Origin of the sequence: Streptomyces sp. (assembly GCF_035645055.1) — a bacterium.
Taxonomy (GTDB): Bacteria; Actinomycetota; Actinomycetes; order Streptomycetales; family Streptomycetaceae; genus Streptomyces.
Genome location: NZ_DASQNH010000072.1, coordinates 19,119 through 33,687, shown reverse-complemented (window position 1 = coordinate 33,687; position 14,569 = coordinate 19,119). Strand labels below are relative to the sequence as shown.

General features: G+C 73.5%; 13 protein-coding genes. 2 read left to right on the top strand and 11 right to left on the bottom strand.

The features are described from left to right. Nucleotides 1-165 precede the first annotated feature (165 nt). On the top strand, nt 166-624 hold the full coding sequence (locus VE614_RS23525; RefSeq protein ID WP_324940595.1) for a hypothetical protein: 459 nt from the start codon (nt 166-168) through the stop codon (nt 622-624). Nucleotides 625-670: 46 nt separating this feature from the next. Here the strand turns inward: VE614_RS23525 and VE614_RS23520 are convergent, their stop codons facing one another. The 9 genes from VE614_RS23520 to fmt form a co-directional block, all read right to left on the bottom strand. Then, complete coding sequence (locus VE614_RS23520) at nt 671-1,123, bottom strand: Lrp/AsnC family transcriptional regulator (RefSeq protein WP_043498934.1); 453 nt, start codon at nt 1,121-1,123, stop codon at nt 671-673. A gap of 10 nt (nt 1,124-1,133) precedes the next feature. Beyond that, on the bottom strand, nt 1,134-2,618 hold the full coding sequence (locus VE614_RS23515) for an amino acid permease (RefSeq protein ID WP_324940590.1): 1,485 nt from the start codon (nt 2,616-2,618) through the stop codon (nt 1,134-1,136). 343 nt (nt 2,619-2,961) lie between these two features. Then, nucleotides 2,962-4,404, bottom strand: a complete 1,443-nt coding sequence (locus VE614_RS23510; protein WP_324940816.1) for a GuaB1 family IMP dehydrogenase-related protein — start codon at nt 4,402-4,404, stop codon at nt 2,962-2,964. Between the two features lie 108 nt (nt 4,405-4,512). Further along, on the bottom strand, nt 4,513-4,851 hold the full coding sequence (locus tag VE614_RS23505; protein ID WP_324940587.1) for a barstar family protein: 339 nt from the start codon (nt 4,849-4,851) through the stop codon (nt 4,513-4,515). After that, nucleotides 4,848-5,234 (bottom strand): ribonuclease domain-containing protein, encoded by a 387-nt coding sequence (locus VE614_RS23500; protein ID WP_324940584.1) that lies wholly within the window; start codon nt 5,232-5,234, stop codon nt 4,848-4,850. The genes VE614_RS23505 and VE614_RS23500 overlap by 4 nt, the downstream gene beginning before the upstream one ends. A gap of 106 nt (nt 5,235-5,340) precedes the next feature. Next, nucleotides 5,341-6,384 (bottom strand): sugar-binding domain-containing protein, encoded by a 1,044-nt coding sequence (locus VE614_RS23495; protein WP_324940581.1) that lies wholly within the window; start codon nt 6,382-6,384, stop codon nt 5,341-5,343. Nucleotides 6,385-6,462: 78 nt separating this feature from the next. After that, nucleotides 6,463-7,149, bottom strand: coding sequence for a ribulose-phosphate 3-epimerase (gene rpe, locus VE614_RS23490; protein WP_043498944.1), 687 nt, complete (start codon nt 7,147-7,149; stop codon nt 6,463-6,465). A gap of 135 nt (nt 7,150-7,284) precedes the next feature. After that, a complete protein-coding gene (locus VE614_RS23485) occupies nt 7,285-8,712 on the bottom strand; it encodes an RsmB/NOP family class I SAM-dependent RNA methyltransferase (RefSeq protein ID WP_324940577.1) in 1,428 nt (475 codons plus the stop codon). 82 nt (nt 8,713-8,794) lie between these two features. Further along, entirely contained in the window at nt 8,795-9,727 is a 933-nt protein-coding gene (fmt, locus tag VE614_RS23480; RefSeq protein WP_324940573.1) for a methionyl-tRNA formyltransferase, read from the bottom strand. Nucleotides 9,728-9,988: 261 nt separating this feature from the next. Here fmt and VE614_RS23475 point away from each other — a divergent pair, with 261 nt between their 5' ends. Beyond that, nucleotides 9,989-10,531 (top strand): hypothetical protein, encoded by a 543-nt coding sequence (locus tag VE614_RS23475; protein WP_324940571.1) that lies wholly within the window; start codon nt 9,989-9,991, stop codon nt 10,529-10,531. A 209-nt stretch (nt 10,532-10,740) separates the two neighbouring features. Here VE614_RS23475 and VE614_RS23470 read toward each other — a convergent pair whose 3' ends face one another. Both VE614_RS23470 and metK read right to left on the bottom strand, forming a co-directional pair. After that, entirely contained in the window at nt 10,741-12,888 is a 2,148-nt protein-coding gene (locus VE614_RS23470) for a primosomal protein N' (protein WP_324940568.1), read from the bottom strand. A 244-nt stretch (nt 12,889-13,132) separates the two neighbouring features. Then, nucleotides 13,133-14,341: a methionine adenosyltransferase gene (metK, locus tag VE614_RS23465; RefSeq protein ID WP_324940565.1), complete on the bottom strand. Its 1,209-nt coding sequence runs from the start codon at nt 14,339-14,341 to the stop codon at nt 13,133-13,135. Nucleotides 14,342-14,569 lie beyond the last annotated feature (228 nt).

The following is a 14,569-nucleotide window of genomic DNA, read 5'->3' as shown; positions in this document are numbered from 1 at the left end:
GCACACGGGCGGAGACGTCGCCGGTCCCCTCCGCGAGGAGGAGACCGGTGTCCCTGCCGCTCCGCCCAGCGGCGGCGGCGCGTCCGCCCGGAGGACGACGCCGTCGGGGGCACCGACCCGCGAGACTTCCGGCTGGAAGCCGCACCCACCTGCCGAAGGGACTTCATGGACGTCATCAAGAGCCTCGCCCTGCCGCTCATCGACGAACACAGCACGGTCGTCGCGGCGGACACCGATGCCGTCTGGAGGGGACTGGGCGACGTCCTGGACCGCTCCTACGCGGGCACCGCGGCGGTCCGCTACGCACGCCTCGTCGGCTGCGCCGATCCCGCGGCGTCCGGGCCCCGGCCACTGGCCGAGGGCTCCACGATCACCGGTTTCCGGGTGGTCGCCGCGGATCCGGGCCGGGAGCTGGTCCTCGTCGGGCGCCATCGGTTCTCGACGTACGCCCTGACCTTCCTCCTCGAGAAGGCGGGCCCGCGCCGCACCGTGCTGCGGGCCGAGAGCCGGGCCAGGTTCCCCGGCCCGGCGGGCGCCCTCTACCGGCTGCTCGTCATCGGCACGGGCGGCCACGCGATCGGCGTACGGCACCTGCTGGCGTCGATCCGCGACCGGTCGGAGTGAGAGCGCTCCGGTGGGCGGTACCACCTTCAGGCCGGCGGTACGAGCGTCAGGTCGGGGAGCCCGACGAGAAGCGGCGCAGGAGGGGGGAGAGGACCAGGACCGACTTGGTGCGCTCGACGAACGGCTCTCCGGCGATGCGCTCCAGGACCCGCTCGAAGTGCCGCATGTCGGAGGCGAAGACCTGGGCGACCGCGTCCGCGTCCCCGGTGACGGTGGACGCGGCCACGACCTCCTGGTACCGCTCCAGGCCCCGCTGGATGGTCTCCGGCGAGGTGTTGCGGCGGCAGTAGATCTCGACGAACCCCTCGGTCTCCCAGCCGAGCGCCGAGGGGTCCACCCGGACGGTGAATCCGGTGATGGCCCCGGTGGCGCGCAGCCGGTCCACCCGGCGTTTCACGGCGGGCGCGGACAGGCCGACCAGCTGGCCGATGTCCGCGTAGGAGCGGCGGGCGTCCTCGGCGAGGGCGTGCACGATGCGTTCGTCGAGATCGTTCAGCACTGGGGGTGGTTCACTTCGCTTCTGGTGATGCTTCCGGTGTGGCCTCCGGGGCGGCGAGCCGCGACCGGCGATAGCCGTAGAGGAAGTAGAACACGAGACCTGCGGCCATCCAGCACCCGAAGACCACCCAGGTGACGGTGTCGAGGCTGAACATGTTGTACGCGCAGAAGACGAAGCCCAGCACCGGCAGCACCGGACCGAACGGCACCCTGAAGGTGCGCTCCAGCTCCGGCCGCTTGTAGCGCAGCACGATCACCGCGATGTTGACCAGGGCGAAGGCGAACAGCGTGCCGATGCTGGTGGCGTCGACGAGCTCGCCCAGCGGGATCAGGGCGGCGAGGAAACCGCAGAACAGGGAGACGATCACGGTGTTCAGGCGCGGGGCGCCGGTCTTGGCGTCGACCTTGCCGAGCGCCCTGGGCACCAGGCCGTCGCGGGACATCGCGAAGAGGATGCGGGTCTGGCCGTAGAGCACGGTGAGCACGACGCTGGCGATGGAGATGACCGCGCCGAGGGCGAGCAGGGTGCCCCAGAAGGTCTGGCCGCTGACGTCGTTCATGATCGCGGCGAGGGAGGCCTCGGAGCCCTCGAACTTGGTCCAGTTCCAGGCGCCGACGGCGACAGCGGCGACCAGCACGTACAGCGCGGTGACGATGATCAGCGAGAGCATGATCGCGCGCGGCAGGTCCTTCTTCGGGTCCTTCGCCTCCTCACCGGCGGTGGAGGCGGCGTCGAACCCGATGTACGAGAAGAACAGGGTGGCGCCGGCGGCGCTGACCCCGGCCATGCCGAGCGGCATGAAGTCGGCGTAGTTGCCGGACTTGAAGCCCATGAACCCGACCGCGCAGAACAGCACCAGCGCCGCGATCTTCACCGCGACCATGATGGTGTTGGCGCGGGCGGACTCACGCACACCGCCGAGCAGGAAGATCATCGCCAGCAGGACGACGATCAGCGCCGGCAGGTTGATGATGCCGCCCTCGCCGGGCGCCGAGGACAGGACGCCCGGGATGGTGACGCCGATGGTGCCGTCGAGCAGTTCGTTGAGGTACTCGCCCCAGCCGACGGCGACGGCGGCCACCGAGACGCCGTACTCCAGCACCAGACACCAGCCGCAGACCCAGGCGACCAGCTCACCCATCGTTGCGTACGCATACGAGTACGAGGAGCCGGCGACCGGGATGCTGCCCGCCAGCTCGGCGTACGACAGGGCCGAGAAGAGGGCCGTCAGACCGGCTATGACGAAGGCCAGGGTGACCGCGGGACCGGCCTCCGGGACGGCGTCGCCGAGGACGACGAAGATACCGGTGCCGAGGGTGGCACCGATGCTGATCATGGTGAGCTGCCACAGCCCCAGGGAGCGCCTGAGCGAGCCGCCCTCACCCTGGCCGCCCTCGGCGATCAGGCGTTCCACGGGCTTGCGGCGCATCAGGCGCGCGGCGACGCCCGGGGCTGGCTTGGTGCGGTTCTGCGGGGGTGCGCCTTGGTCGAGCACGCGCTGGCTCCTTATCGCTGCCGTTCAGGCCGGACGGGGTCCGGCGGCACCCCGACGACAGCCGGGAACCACCGAGCGGGGTCCCCGCCACGCCACGTACAGCGCAGGACTCTACGGGTGGGGCATTGCGGGTGTAATGCAGCAACCTTGCGCATGCCCGCAAGATCATTGCGTTCCTGGGGGTGAGGCGGGGGTTCGTTGCGCGGGGGCTGCCGAGTGTTGCGCCGCGGTGGTTCCGGGCGGGTTTCGGGGGAAACGGCGCGGCGACGGCGAAGGCCGCCGGACACACGGCGAAGGCCCCCGTTCGTCATGAACGGGGGCCTTCGGACGCGGCGGGGTGGGATCAGACCCAGCTGGCGTGCAGCGGCTTGCCCTCGGCGTAGCCCGCGGCGCTCTGGATGCCGACGATGGCCTTCTCGGCGAACTCCTCCAGGGAGGCGGCACCGGCGTAGGTGCAGGAGGAGCGGACGCCCGCGATGATCGAGTCGATCAGGTCCTCGACGCCCGGGCGGGCCGGGTCGAGGAACATGCGGGAGGTGGAGATGCCCTCCTCGAACAGCGCCTTGCGGGCGCGGTCGTACGCCGACTCCTCCGAGGTGCGGTTGCGCACGGCACGGGCGGAGGCCATGCCGAACGACTCCTTGTAGGCACGGCCGTCGGCGTCGTGCTGGAGGTCGCCCGGGGACTCGTAGGTGCCCGAGAACCAGGAGCCGATCATCACGTTGGACGCGCCGGCGGCCAGGGCCATCGCCACGTCGCGCGGGTGGCGGACACCGCCGTCGGCCCACACGTGCTTGCCGTACTTCTTGGCCTCGGCGGCGCACTCCAGCACCGCGGAGAACTGCGGCCGGCCGACGCCGGTCATCATGCGGGTGGTGCACATGGCGCCGGGGCCCACGCCGACCTTGACGATGTCGGCGCCCGCGTCGATCAGGTCCTTGACGCCCTCGGCGGAGACGATGTTGCCCGCCACGATCGGCACCTGCGGGTCGAGCGCGCGCACCGTCCTGATGGCGCTGATCATCGACTCCTGGTGGCCGTGCGCGGTGTCGATGACGAGGGTGTCGACGCCCGCGTCGAGCAGCTGCTTGGCCTTGCCGGCCACATCGCCGTTGATGCCCACGGCGGCGGCTATGCGCAGCTTGCCGTCGGCGTCGACGGCCGGGGTGTACAGCGTGGCGCGCAGGGCGCCGGTGCGGGTGAGGATGCCCGCGAGCTTGCCGTCCCGGTCGACCGCCGGGGCGTAGCGCCGGTTGTGGTGGTCGAGGGTGTTGAAGGCCTCGCGCGGGTCGATGTCGGCGTCCAGCAGGAGCAGGTCCTTGGACATGACCACTTCGAGCTGCGTGAAGCGGTCGACCCCGGACAGATCCCGGTCGGTGACGACACCCACCGGGCGGTGGTCCTCGTCGACGACGACCCCGGCGTTGTGCGCGCGCTTGGGCAGCAGGGACAGCGCGTCGGCGACGGTCTGGTGGGGGGCGAGCACGATCGGGGTGTCGAGCACCAGGTGGCGGCTCTTGACCCAGGAGATGACGTCGGTGACGACCTCGATCGGGATGTCCTGCGGGATGACCACGAGACCACCGCGCCGGGCCACCGTCTCGGCCATGCGGCGGCCGGCGATGGCGGTCATGTTGGCGACGACGAGCGGAATCGTGGTGCCCGTGCCGTCCGGGGAGCTGAGGTCCACGCCCTGGCGGGATCCGACCGCGCTGCGGCTCGGCACCATGAACACGTCGTCGTACGTCAGGTCGTACGAGGGCTGGATGTCGTTGAGGAAACGCACGTGCTGCACATCCCAGTCGATCAGAGGTGGCCCCCGGACAGGTCAGCCAGGGGGAAAGAGCACGTACTTCATTCTCCCATGCCGTCCGTATCCCCAGGTACGGGCAGTTCATCCAGCCTGGTCAGGGAGGCATTGGGAGGATCCTCCAAGGGCGAGGGTGACGGAGAGCGCCGGCGTGCGGTCCGCCGCCTCGGCGAACACCTCCCGCGCGGTGCGCCACTCCTCGGGCCGTGCCCGCGCGTACCCCTGCCAGTGGCGTACGACGATCAGCAGGCCGTCCTCCACGGCGCCCTCCGGCCACAGGGTGTGGTCGCCGAGGCTGTCGGCGAGCGCGTCCCAGTTGCGCCCGAACCACTCGGGCAGGTCCAGGGCGCGCGCGCACCGGTCCATCAGGCCCGGCTTGTCGGTGACCCCGGCGAGATCGACCGTGACCACGCGTTCCGTCATCTCAGTACCGCCCTGAACGAGTCGTAGTGATCGTCGGTGTAGTAGATCTCCCCGCCCCTCCCGGTGACGAGGCGTCGCGCCCCGCGGTCGGGCGAACCGGGGGTCCTGACGGTGTACTCGCGGTAGTAGCCCCGCTCGTGCGCGGGCAGCAGCCGCTCGACGTTCCCGAAGACCGCGCCGTCCCGGTCGTACGGGAACGGGCCGCCCCGGTCGATGAGGGCCAGCGTGTCCCGGGCCTCGGCGGGCAGGTCCGCCGCCCGCACGGTGACCATGCCGTCGGCCCACGGCGGAGCGGAGGCCGGTGCGGAGGTGTCGGTGCCGGAACACCCGACCAGCAGCGCGAGCAGGCAGAGCAGCACCCTGGGGACGAACCGCGGCAGCATGCCGCCGATGCTGCCACGGCCGCCCCCGGGGCACCCGCCGTCGGGGCCCGTCGGTGTCCGTCAGTATCCGTCGGGTCGGCCGGGTCCGTCGGGTCGGCCGGGTCGGTCAGTGTCCGTCGGGGTCCGCCCGGTTCAGCGCGGACTTCGGCGACGGACCGGCCGTCAGCAGGTAGTCCGCGGCCGAGGTGTCCGTCACCAGGCTGGTGACCAGCCCGGAGCGCAGCACGGCGTCGATCGCGGGCCCCTTGCGCTGCCCGCCCGCGATCGCGACGACCTCGGGGATACGGCGCAGCTGGTCGGCCTTGACCGTGATGCACCGCTCGCCGAGGTCCCGGCCGATCCGGCGGCCCTCCGCGTCGAAGAGGTGCGCGGACATCTCGGCGGCGACACCGAGCGAGGCATAGTGCGCCCGCTCCTCGTCGCTGAGCATGTCGTGCACCGTCGAGATGCCCGGCTCCCAGGAGCCGATGGAGACACAGGCGACCGTGACCTTGTCGAAGTACTCGAAGGCCCGGGCGATCCCGGTCTGGTTGCGCAGCGCCGCCGCGGTCGCCTCGTCCGGCAGCAGCATCGGCGCGTAGATGGGGTGGGCGTCACCGCCCGAGACCTGGGCGGCACGGCGTACCGCCTCCACCGAGCCGCGCTCCGCGGTCCCGGCGTCGTACACGCCCGTCAGCTGCACCACCGTGCACGGCGGCAGCCGGTCGAGGGCCGCCGCCATGTGGATGGTGGACCGGCCCCAGGCCAGGCCCAGCACATCGCCCTCGTTGACCAGCTCGCCGAGCAGGTCGGCGGCCACCTCCCCCAGGTTCTCGGGGTCGGGCGACTCCGCCGCCTCGGCCGGGGACTCGACCACGACGGCGTGCCTGAGGCCGTAGCGGGCGCGCAGCGCGTCGGAGCGCTCGGCGTCCAGCTCGGCCGGGACGCGGATCTCGATGCGTACGAGGTCCCGTTCGAGGGCGGTCTCCAGGACCCGGGCCACCTTGAAGCGGCTGACGCCGAACTCCTCCGCGATCTGGATCTTGGACTTGCCCTCGAGGTAGAAGCGGCGGGCCATGGCCGCCGCCTGCACCAGCTCAGCGGGTCCCATCCGCATGGCTGACCGGCCCGCCGACATACCCGACACGGCGATCTCCTCACTGCTGTTCACACTCTGGATTCGCCGTTCATCCTTGCAGATCCGGCGCGCTCGATCAGCCCTGATGGGCGCCGTTCACGTTCCTGACGCTCAGTGGTCGCACGCCCACGACGCCTTGGCGGTGGCCGCCTCCGCCTGGGTGCGCAGTGCACGTACCGCCTCGGCCGGGTCGGACGCCCCGTAGACCGCCGAGCCGGCCACGAAGACATCGGCGCCGGCGTCGGCGCACCGCTCGATGGTGGAAGCCGAGACTCCGCCGTCCACCTGGAGCCACAGCTCCAGACCGTGCTTGCCGATCAGCTCCCGGGTGCGGCGGATCTTCGGCAGCATGATGTCGAGAAACGCCTGCCCGCCGAAGCCCGGCTCGACCGTCATGATGAGCAGCATGTCGAGTTCGGGGAGCAGGTCCTCGTACGGCTCGATCGGGGTGGCGGGCTTGAGCGCCATCGAGGCACGGGCGCCCTTCGCCCGGATCTCCCGGGCGAGCCGCACCGGGGCGGCGGCCGCCTCGACGTGGAAGGTGACGGAGGAGGCACCCGCCTCGACGTACTGGGGCGCCCAGCGATCGGGGGCCTCGATCATCAGATGGCAGTCCAGCGGGGTGTCCGTCGCACGGGCCAGGGACTCCACGACCGGCACGCCGAGCGTGAGGTTCGGGACGAAATGGTTGTCCATGACGTCGACATGGAGCCAGTCGGCCCCTTCGACCGCCTTCGCCTCGTCGGCGAGACGGGCGAAGTCGGCGGACAGGATGCTGGGGTTGATCTGCACGGCCATGACCCAAGCCTGCCATGCCCCCCGGGGGTTGGCGGCATCGGTCCCGTCTCGATTTCCGCTGCGGACCGTCCTGGGCCGGCCGCGCCCACGGGACGGAGCCGCATGATGTCACGCCCCGCGCCCTGAGGGGCACGCTCAAGCGGTGCGGCGGAACAACGCCAGGTACATCGCGTCCGTGCCGTGGAGGTGCGGCCAGAGCTGGATGTCCGGACCGTCGCCGAGATCGGGGACGCCCGGCAGGAGCGGACGGGCGTCGATGAGTTCGGCGTGCGGGAACTGCTTGAGCAGGTCGGCGACGACGGCGCGGGTCTCGGCGAGCAGCGGAGAGCAGGTGGCGTAACCGACGACGCCGCCGACGCGGACGGACTCCAGGGCGGTGCGCAGCAGGGCGCGCTGGAGCGGCGCGAAGCCGTCCAGGTCCTCCGGGCGGCGCCGCCAGCGGGCCTCGGGGCGGCGGCGCAGCGCGCCCAGCCCGGTGCAGGGCACGTCCACCAGCACCCGGTCGAAGGTGCCGGGGCGCCACGGCGGGCGGGTGCCGTCGGCGGCGATGACCTGGTAGGGGCCGGGGTTGCCGTGCAGGGCCTTGGCGACCAGCCCGGCCCGGTGGGTCTGGCGTTCGGAGGCGAGCAGGGTGGCGCCCCGCTCGGCGGCGAGCGCGGCGAGCAGCGCGGCCTTGCCGCCGGGACCGGCGCACGCGTCGAGCCACTTCTCGTCCGGCCCGTCCAGCGGCGCGTCGGCGAGCGCGAGGGCGACGAGCTGGCTGCCCTCGTCCTGCACCCCGGCCCGGCCCTCGCGGACGGCCTGGATGGCGCCGGGCTCGCCGCCCTCGGTGAGCCGGACGGCGTACGGCGACCAGCGCCCCGGCACCGCGGCCTCCTCGGCCAGCAGCTCGTCGGCCGTGGCCCGGCCGGGACGGGCGACCAGGGTCACCTCGGGCCGCTCGTTGTCGGCCGCCAGCAGTTCCTCGATGCCGGCCCGGCCGCCGCCGAGGGAGTCCCACAGCGCGGAGACGACCCAGCGGGGATGGGAGTGGACGACGGCGAGGTGGTCCTCGGGGTCGTCGTCGTAGGGCGGTGCGACGCGCTCCAGCCAGCCGTCCAGATCGTGCTGGGCGACCTTGCGCAGCACGGCGTTGACGAACTTGGCGCGCCCGTCCCCGAGCACGACGCGGGCCAGCTCGACGGTGGCGGACACGGCGGCGTGCGTGGGGATCCGGGTGCCGAGGAGCTGGTGCGCGCCGAGGCTGAGCACGTCCAGCACCGGCGGGTCGACCTCCCGCAGCGGCCGGTCGACGCAGGCGGAGACGACCGCGTCGTAGGTGCCCTGCCGGCGCAGGGTCCCGTACACCAGCTCGGTGGCCAGCGCGGCGTCCCGCCCGTCGAACCTCTCCGGCCCCTCCTTCTCGCGCGCCTTGCGCAGCAGCGGCGGCAGCACGAGGTTGGCGTAGGCGTCCCGCTCGTCCACGGCGCGCAGCGCCTCGAAGGCGAGGACGCGGACGGGGTCCTTCTTGGGCCGGCGGTAGGGCTTGCCGGGCTTGCGGGGCCGCCGGGAGGTGTCGCTCACGAAAAGGTGCTCCGGTTTTCTGTGTACGGTGTGCGACCAGCGTACGTCGCGTGCTCGGGTGCCGAGCCGCCCGTGCCGGGCCTCAGGCCCCGACGGTCTCCCCGTCGGCGATCCGCGCCCCGCGCGCCCAGTCCGCCGCCCGCATCGGCTTCTTGCCCTGGGCCTGCACCCACAGCAGCTCGACGGCGTGCGAGCCGGTGCCGACGTGGACGTTGTTCTTGCCGGCGGACAGCTGCCCCGGCGCCAGGTCGGTCCGCTCCGGCAGGAGGGCGACCTGGACGAGCTTCAGCCGCTCGCCGCGGAAGGTCGTCCACGCTCCCGGCGCCGGGGTGCAGCCGCGCACCACCCGGTCGACCCGCAGGGCGGGGGCGGCCCAGTCGACCCGCGCGTCCTCGACGGTGATCTTCGGCGCGAGCGTGATGCCGTCGGCCGGCTGCGGTACGGCCTTGAGGGTGCCGTCCGCGATGCCGTCCATGGTCGCGGCCAGCAGCCCGGCCCCGGCGAAGGCGAGCCGGGTCAGCAGATCGCCGCTGGTGTCGGTGGGGCGGATCGCCTCGGTGACGGTGCCGTAGACCGGTCCCGAGTCGAGCCCTTCCTCGATCAGGAAGGTCGAGGCGCCGGTGATCTCGTCCCCGGCCATGATGGAGTGCTGCACCGGGGCCGCGCCGCGCCAGGCGGGCAGCAGCGAGAAGTGCAGATTGACCCAGCCGTGGGCGGGGATGTCGAGGGCCGCCCGCGGCAGCAGCGCGCCGTACGCGACGACGGGGCAGCAGTCCGGGGCGATGGCGCGCAGCCGGTCCAGGAACTCCGGGTCGCGCGGCTTGGCCGGCTTGAGCACCTCGATCCCGGCCTCCTCCGCCCGCTCGGCCACGGGCGAGGCGACCAGCCTGCGGCCCCGCCCGGCCGGTGCGTCCGGCCGGGTGACGACGGCGGCCACCTCGTGCCGTCCGGAGGCGAGCAGTGCGTCCAGGGCGGGAACGGCGACCTCGGGGGTACCGGCGAAGACGAGCTTCATGAGCGGGCACGGGCCTCTCGGACGGGAGTTGATCGGGCGGCCCACCAGTCTATGACCACGGCGGGCGGAGCCGTCGGCGGGGAGAAACCCCAGGCCGGGCGCACCGCGCGCATCCACCCGTGGGGGCGTACGCATATGCCCATACGCCCCCTGGGCGTGACCAGCGGCGTGAATCCGCGTTGGTCAAGAAAGAGTTGACCACTACGGGCCGCGATCGCGGCCCGATCCTTTCTCCTCAACGCCGGTTCGAGAGGCTTGTTCATGGCCGACCACGCAACCCACGACGCCCAGGCTCGGGCCAGCCTGCACTTGCTGGTGCGGGACATCGAGCGGGTCCGCCGGCAGGTGGACGCGCTGCGCACGCTCACCGCCCAGCTGGGCAACGTCTACCGCCCGCGGCGCTCCGGCCCCTCCACGGGCTTCGTCGTCTACGGACGCGCCCCCGCCCCGACCGTCCGTCTCGCCCAGGAGCTGCGGGACAGTGTCGAGACCCTGGTCACGGCCGCGGTCGACTTCGACCGCTCGCTCGGCTTCTCGTGGGACGCGGTGGGCTCCGCCCTCGGAGTCACCAAGCAGGCGGTCCACCGCCGGTACGGCTCCCGCCGCGCCGCCGCCCAGGCCGCCGCCGAGGCCGAGCGCGGCACGGAGCCGTCGGGCACCCGCACGGTCAACGTGGGCTCCGGTCTTCCGGCGGTGCCCACGGTCCCGGCCGCCCGCTCCATGCCGACGCAGCCGACGGCGGGCAGCCCGGCACTCCGTGACGAGGCCAGGCCGGCGGCGTTCCCGAGTCCGCGCAACGGCTGACGCCGCCGAACCGCCGAGGCGAACGCGCCGACGCGGGCCTCTCGTACTGCCCTCCCGGCGCACCGCCCCGGGAGGGCAGTGCCTCACTCTCCGGCAGTCGTCACGGCCCACCCGCGGCGCCCAGGGTCCGCCCGCAGTCCCCACGACGCACCCCGGCGGCGCCCACGGCCCACCCCCAGTCCCTACGACGGCCCCCGGCGCCCCACGGCTCACCCGATGTCCGGCGGATCGATCCGCACCCGGACCACCGCCCCGCTTCCCCGCGCCATCCGGGCCGCCTGGGTGGCCTTCAGCGCGGTGGCCAGGGCCGATCCGCGTCCCGGCGGCACCCGGATCAGGGCCCGCTCCCACTGCTCCCCCGGCGGGGGCGCTCCCGGCCGCCGGGGCCGCCCGGGAGCGGCGACGGGCACCGGCACCGGCCCCAGCACCTCGGCCTCGGGCGGCAGTTCCACCATCGCCAGGAACTCCGCGACCGCCTCCGCCGTCCCCGACACCGCCGCCATCCGGGACACCGGCGGGAACCCCAGCTCGGCCCGCTCGGCCAGCTCCCGCACCGCGTGCCCCACGGGGTCCCACCGCACCAGCGCCTGCACGGGCCGCAGCGTCGGCTCGGCGACGACCACGACCGTCCCCCCGGCCCCCTGCGGACGCACCAGCGCGCCGGCCGCGATCCAGCGCCGCAGCGCGTCCTCACCGGCCCGCAGATCCGGCCGCCCCAGCATGGCCCAGCCGTCGAGCAGCAGCGCGGCGGCGTAACCGCCCTCGGCGACCGGCTCGGCGCCCGGGGTGCTCACCACCAGCGCGGGCGTCCCCGGCACCGTGTCCAGCACATGCTCGCGCCCCGACGTCCGCACCGGAACCGCCGGGAACGCCCGGCCCAGCTCCTCCGCGGTCCGCCGCGCGCCGACGACCTGCGCGCGCAGCCGGAACGACCCGCACTCCGGGCAGTGCCAGGACTCCTCCGCCCGCCCGCACCAGCCGCAGCGCAGCGCCCCGGCGTCCTGCGCCTCCAGCGGCCCCGCGCAGTGCCGGCACCGGGCGGGCTCCCGGCAGCGGGCGCAGGCCATCCGCGGCACGTACCCCCGCCGGGGCACCTGCACCAGGACCGGTCCCTGCCGCAGGCCCTCCCTGACGGCCTGCCAGGCCAGGGTCGGCAGCCGGGCCGCCCGCGCGGCCTCGTCCCGCGCCAGATCCTGGTCCCCCACGGTGCGCACGAGCGGGGCGGCGGCCCGCACCTGCTCGCGTCCGGCGACCAGGGGCCGGGCCCATCCGCTCTCCACGAGCTGCGCGGCCTCCACCGTGCAGCTCCAACCCCCCAGCAGGAAGGCGCACTTGTCCTGGGCGGCGCGCAGCAGCAGCACCTCCCGGGCATGCGGCTGCGGCGCGTGCTGCTCGCTGTGGCTGTCGTCGCCGTCGTCCCAGAGGGCGACCAGCCCGAGGTCCCGCACCGGAGCGAACATGGCCGCGCGGGTGCCGACCACCGCCCGCACCGACCCGCGCCGTACGGCCAGCCACTCGCGGTACCGCTTCTCGGGCCCGGCGTCGGCGGTGAGCAGGGCATGCCGCCCCTCCCCGAGCAGGGACGTCAGCGCGGCGTCGACACGGGCCGCGGCCCGCCCGTCCGGTACGACGACCAGGGCGCCGCGTCCCGAGGCGAGTGCCGCGGTGACGGCCCGGGCCAGCTCCTCGCTCCAGTGGGGGCCGGGCAGCGCGTGCCACACGGCTCGCGGCGCGCTCCCCGAGGCCAGCGCCGTGAGGAACGCCGCCCCTCGCTCGTACCGCGTCCACGACCCCGGCTCCGGTGCGGGCGGCGGCGGCAGCGGGGCCGGTGACGGCCGCTGCTCGGCCCGTGCGTTGCGCGGCGGCACGGCGAGCTGGAGCACGTCGGCGAGGCTCCCGGCATACCGGTCGGCGACCGCCCGGGCCAGCCCCAGCAGTTCCTCGCTCAGCACGGGCTCGGGCGAGACGACCTGGGCCAGCGCGGCCAGCGGACCGGCGTAGTCCGACTCGTCCCGCCGCTCGATCAGGAAGCCGTCGATCAGGCCCCCGCCCTCCCGGCGCCCCTCGCGGACCCGGTGCCGCCCGGCCCCGAAGCGCACCCGCACCCGCACGCCGGGCTGCGCGTCGGCGTCCAGCTCCTCGGGCACGGCGTAGTCGAAGTACCGGTCGAGGTGCAGCACGCCCTTGTCCACCAGCACGCGGGCCACGGGCCGTTCGCTGGCGAGCGCGGCGCCCCGCCAGGTCCGCGGCTTGGCCCTCGGCTCCTTGGCCTTGCGCACGCTCTCCCGGATGAGCGCGAGCTGCTCCGGCGGCGCACCCTCCGCGCCACCGCCCCCCTGACCGTTCTCGCTGCTCACGCTTGCATTCTTACCAAACCCCACTGACACCGGCGCACGGGCCGAGATCGACGCGGCGCCGCCGGACTGCTTCCGGATTCACCGCGCGCCCGAGGAGGCGCTCCACCGAGGCAACCGGAGCCCGCGCACCGGGAGATCATCACCGTAGGTCCCGGCGGGCCCTCCCGGCCGGCCTTTCCCCGCGCCCGGACGCACCGAGGCCCGGCCCCCCGAAGGGCACCGGGCCTCGCGAGCACCGTAGGCCTTACAGCCCCGCCGCCGCGCGCAGCGCGTCCACGCGGTCCGTGCGCTCCCAGGTGAAATCGGGCAGCTCACGGCCGAAGTGGCCGTACGCCGCGGTCTGGGCGTAGATCGGGCGGAGCAGGTCGAGGTCACGGATGATGGCGGCCGGACGGAGGTCGAAGACCTCCTCGATCGCCTTCTCGATCTTCTCGGGCTCGACCTTGTGGGTGCCGAAGGTCTCCACGAAGAGTCCGACCGGCTCGGCCTTGCCGATGGCGTAGGCGACCTGGACCTCGCAGCGGGCGGCCAGGCCCGCGGCGACCACGTTCTTGGCGACCCAGCGCATCGCGTACGCGGCGGAGCGGTCGACCTTGGACGGGTCCTTGCCGGAGAAGGCACCGCCGCCGTGGCGGGCCATGCCGCCGTAGGTGTCGATGATGATCTTGCGGCCGGTCAGGCCGGCGTCGCCCATCGGGCCGCCGATCTCGAAGCGGCCGGTGGGGTTGACCAGCAGGCGGTACCCCTCGGTGTCCAGCTTGATGCCCTCGTCGAGCAGTGCCTTCAGCTCCGGCTCCACGACGAACTCGCGGATGTCGGGGGCGAGCAGCGAGTCGAGGTCGATGTCGCTGGCGTGCTGCGAGGAGACCACGACGGTGTCCAGCCGGACCGCCTTGTCGCCGTCGTACTCGATGGTGACCTGGGTCTTGCCGTCCGGGCGCAGGTAGGGGATGGTGCCGTTCTTGCGCACGTCGGACAGGCGCTTGGACAGCCGGTGCGCCAGGAAGACCGGCAGCGGCATCAGCGTCGGCGTCTCGTCCGTCGCGTAGCCGAACATCAGGCCCTGGTCGCCGGCGCCCTGCCGGTCCAGCTCGTCCTCGTCGCCCTCGACCCGCGTCTCGTACGCGGTGTCGACACCTTGCGCGATGTCCGGGGACTGCGAGCCGATGGACACCGAGACACCGCAGGAGGCGCCGTCGAAGCCCTTCTTCGAGGAGTCGTAGCCGATCTCCAGGATCTTGTCCCGGACGAGCTGCGGGATCGGCGCGTAGGCCTTGGTCGTGACCTCACCGGCCACGTGTACCAGGCCGGTCGTGATCAGGGTCTCGACGGCGACCCGGGAGGTCGGGTCCTCGCGCAGCAGCGCGTCGAGAATGGTGTCGCTGATCTGGTCAGCGATCTTGTCGGGGTGACCCTCGGTCACGGACTCCGAAGTGAACAGGCGACGGGACACAACGCTCCCTGTGGTTGCAGCGGCTGCTGGCTGATCATTGGTGGACGGGTCGGGGGCTGCGCCCGGCGTCGTCCTGGAACAGTTTATCGGTCGCGCTCCGCCGCGGGACCACCTGTCTCGCCTCTCGGGAGCCCTGTGACCTGCGGCACGGGCATTCTGCCCAATGGGGCGCGGCCTTGGCCAGGGGCGCCACGCCCCTGTTGCCGGGCCCACAGAGGGTGGCGGGGC

Bases quoted from the DNA above. Each gene is read 5' to 3' on its own strand.
- VE614_RS23505 (WP_324940587.1), bottom strand. From the start codon at position 4,851: ATGACGGAACGCGTGGTCACGGTCGATCTCGCCGGGGTCACCGACAAG.
- VE614_RS23525 (WP_324940595.1), top strand. From the start codon at position 166: ATGGACGTCATCAAGAGCCTCGCCCTGCCGCTCATCGACGAACACAGC.
- VE614_RS23500 (WP_324940584.1), bottom strand. From the start codon at position 5,234: ATGCTGCCGCGGTTCGTCCCCAGGGTGCTGCTCTGCCTGCTCGCGCTG.
- fmt (WP_324940573.1), bottom strand. From the start codon at position 9,727: ATGAAGCTCGTCTTCGCCGGTACCCCCGAGGTCGCCGTTCCCGCCCTG.
- VE614_RS23475 (WP_324940571.1), top strand. From the start codon at position 9,989: ATGGCCGACCACGCAACCCACGACGCCCAGGCTCGGGCCAGCCTGCAC.
- rpe (WP_043498944.1), bottom strand. From the start codon at position 7,149: ATGGCCGTGCAGATCAACCCCAGCATCCTGTCCGCCGACTTCGCCCGT.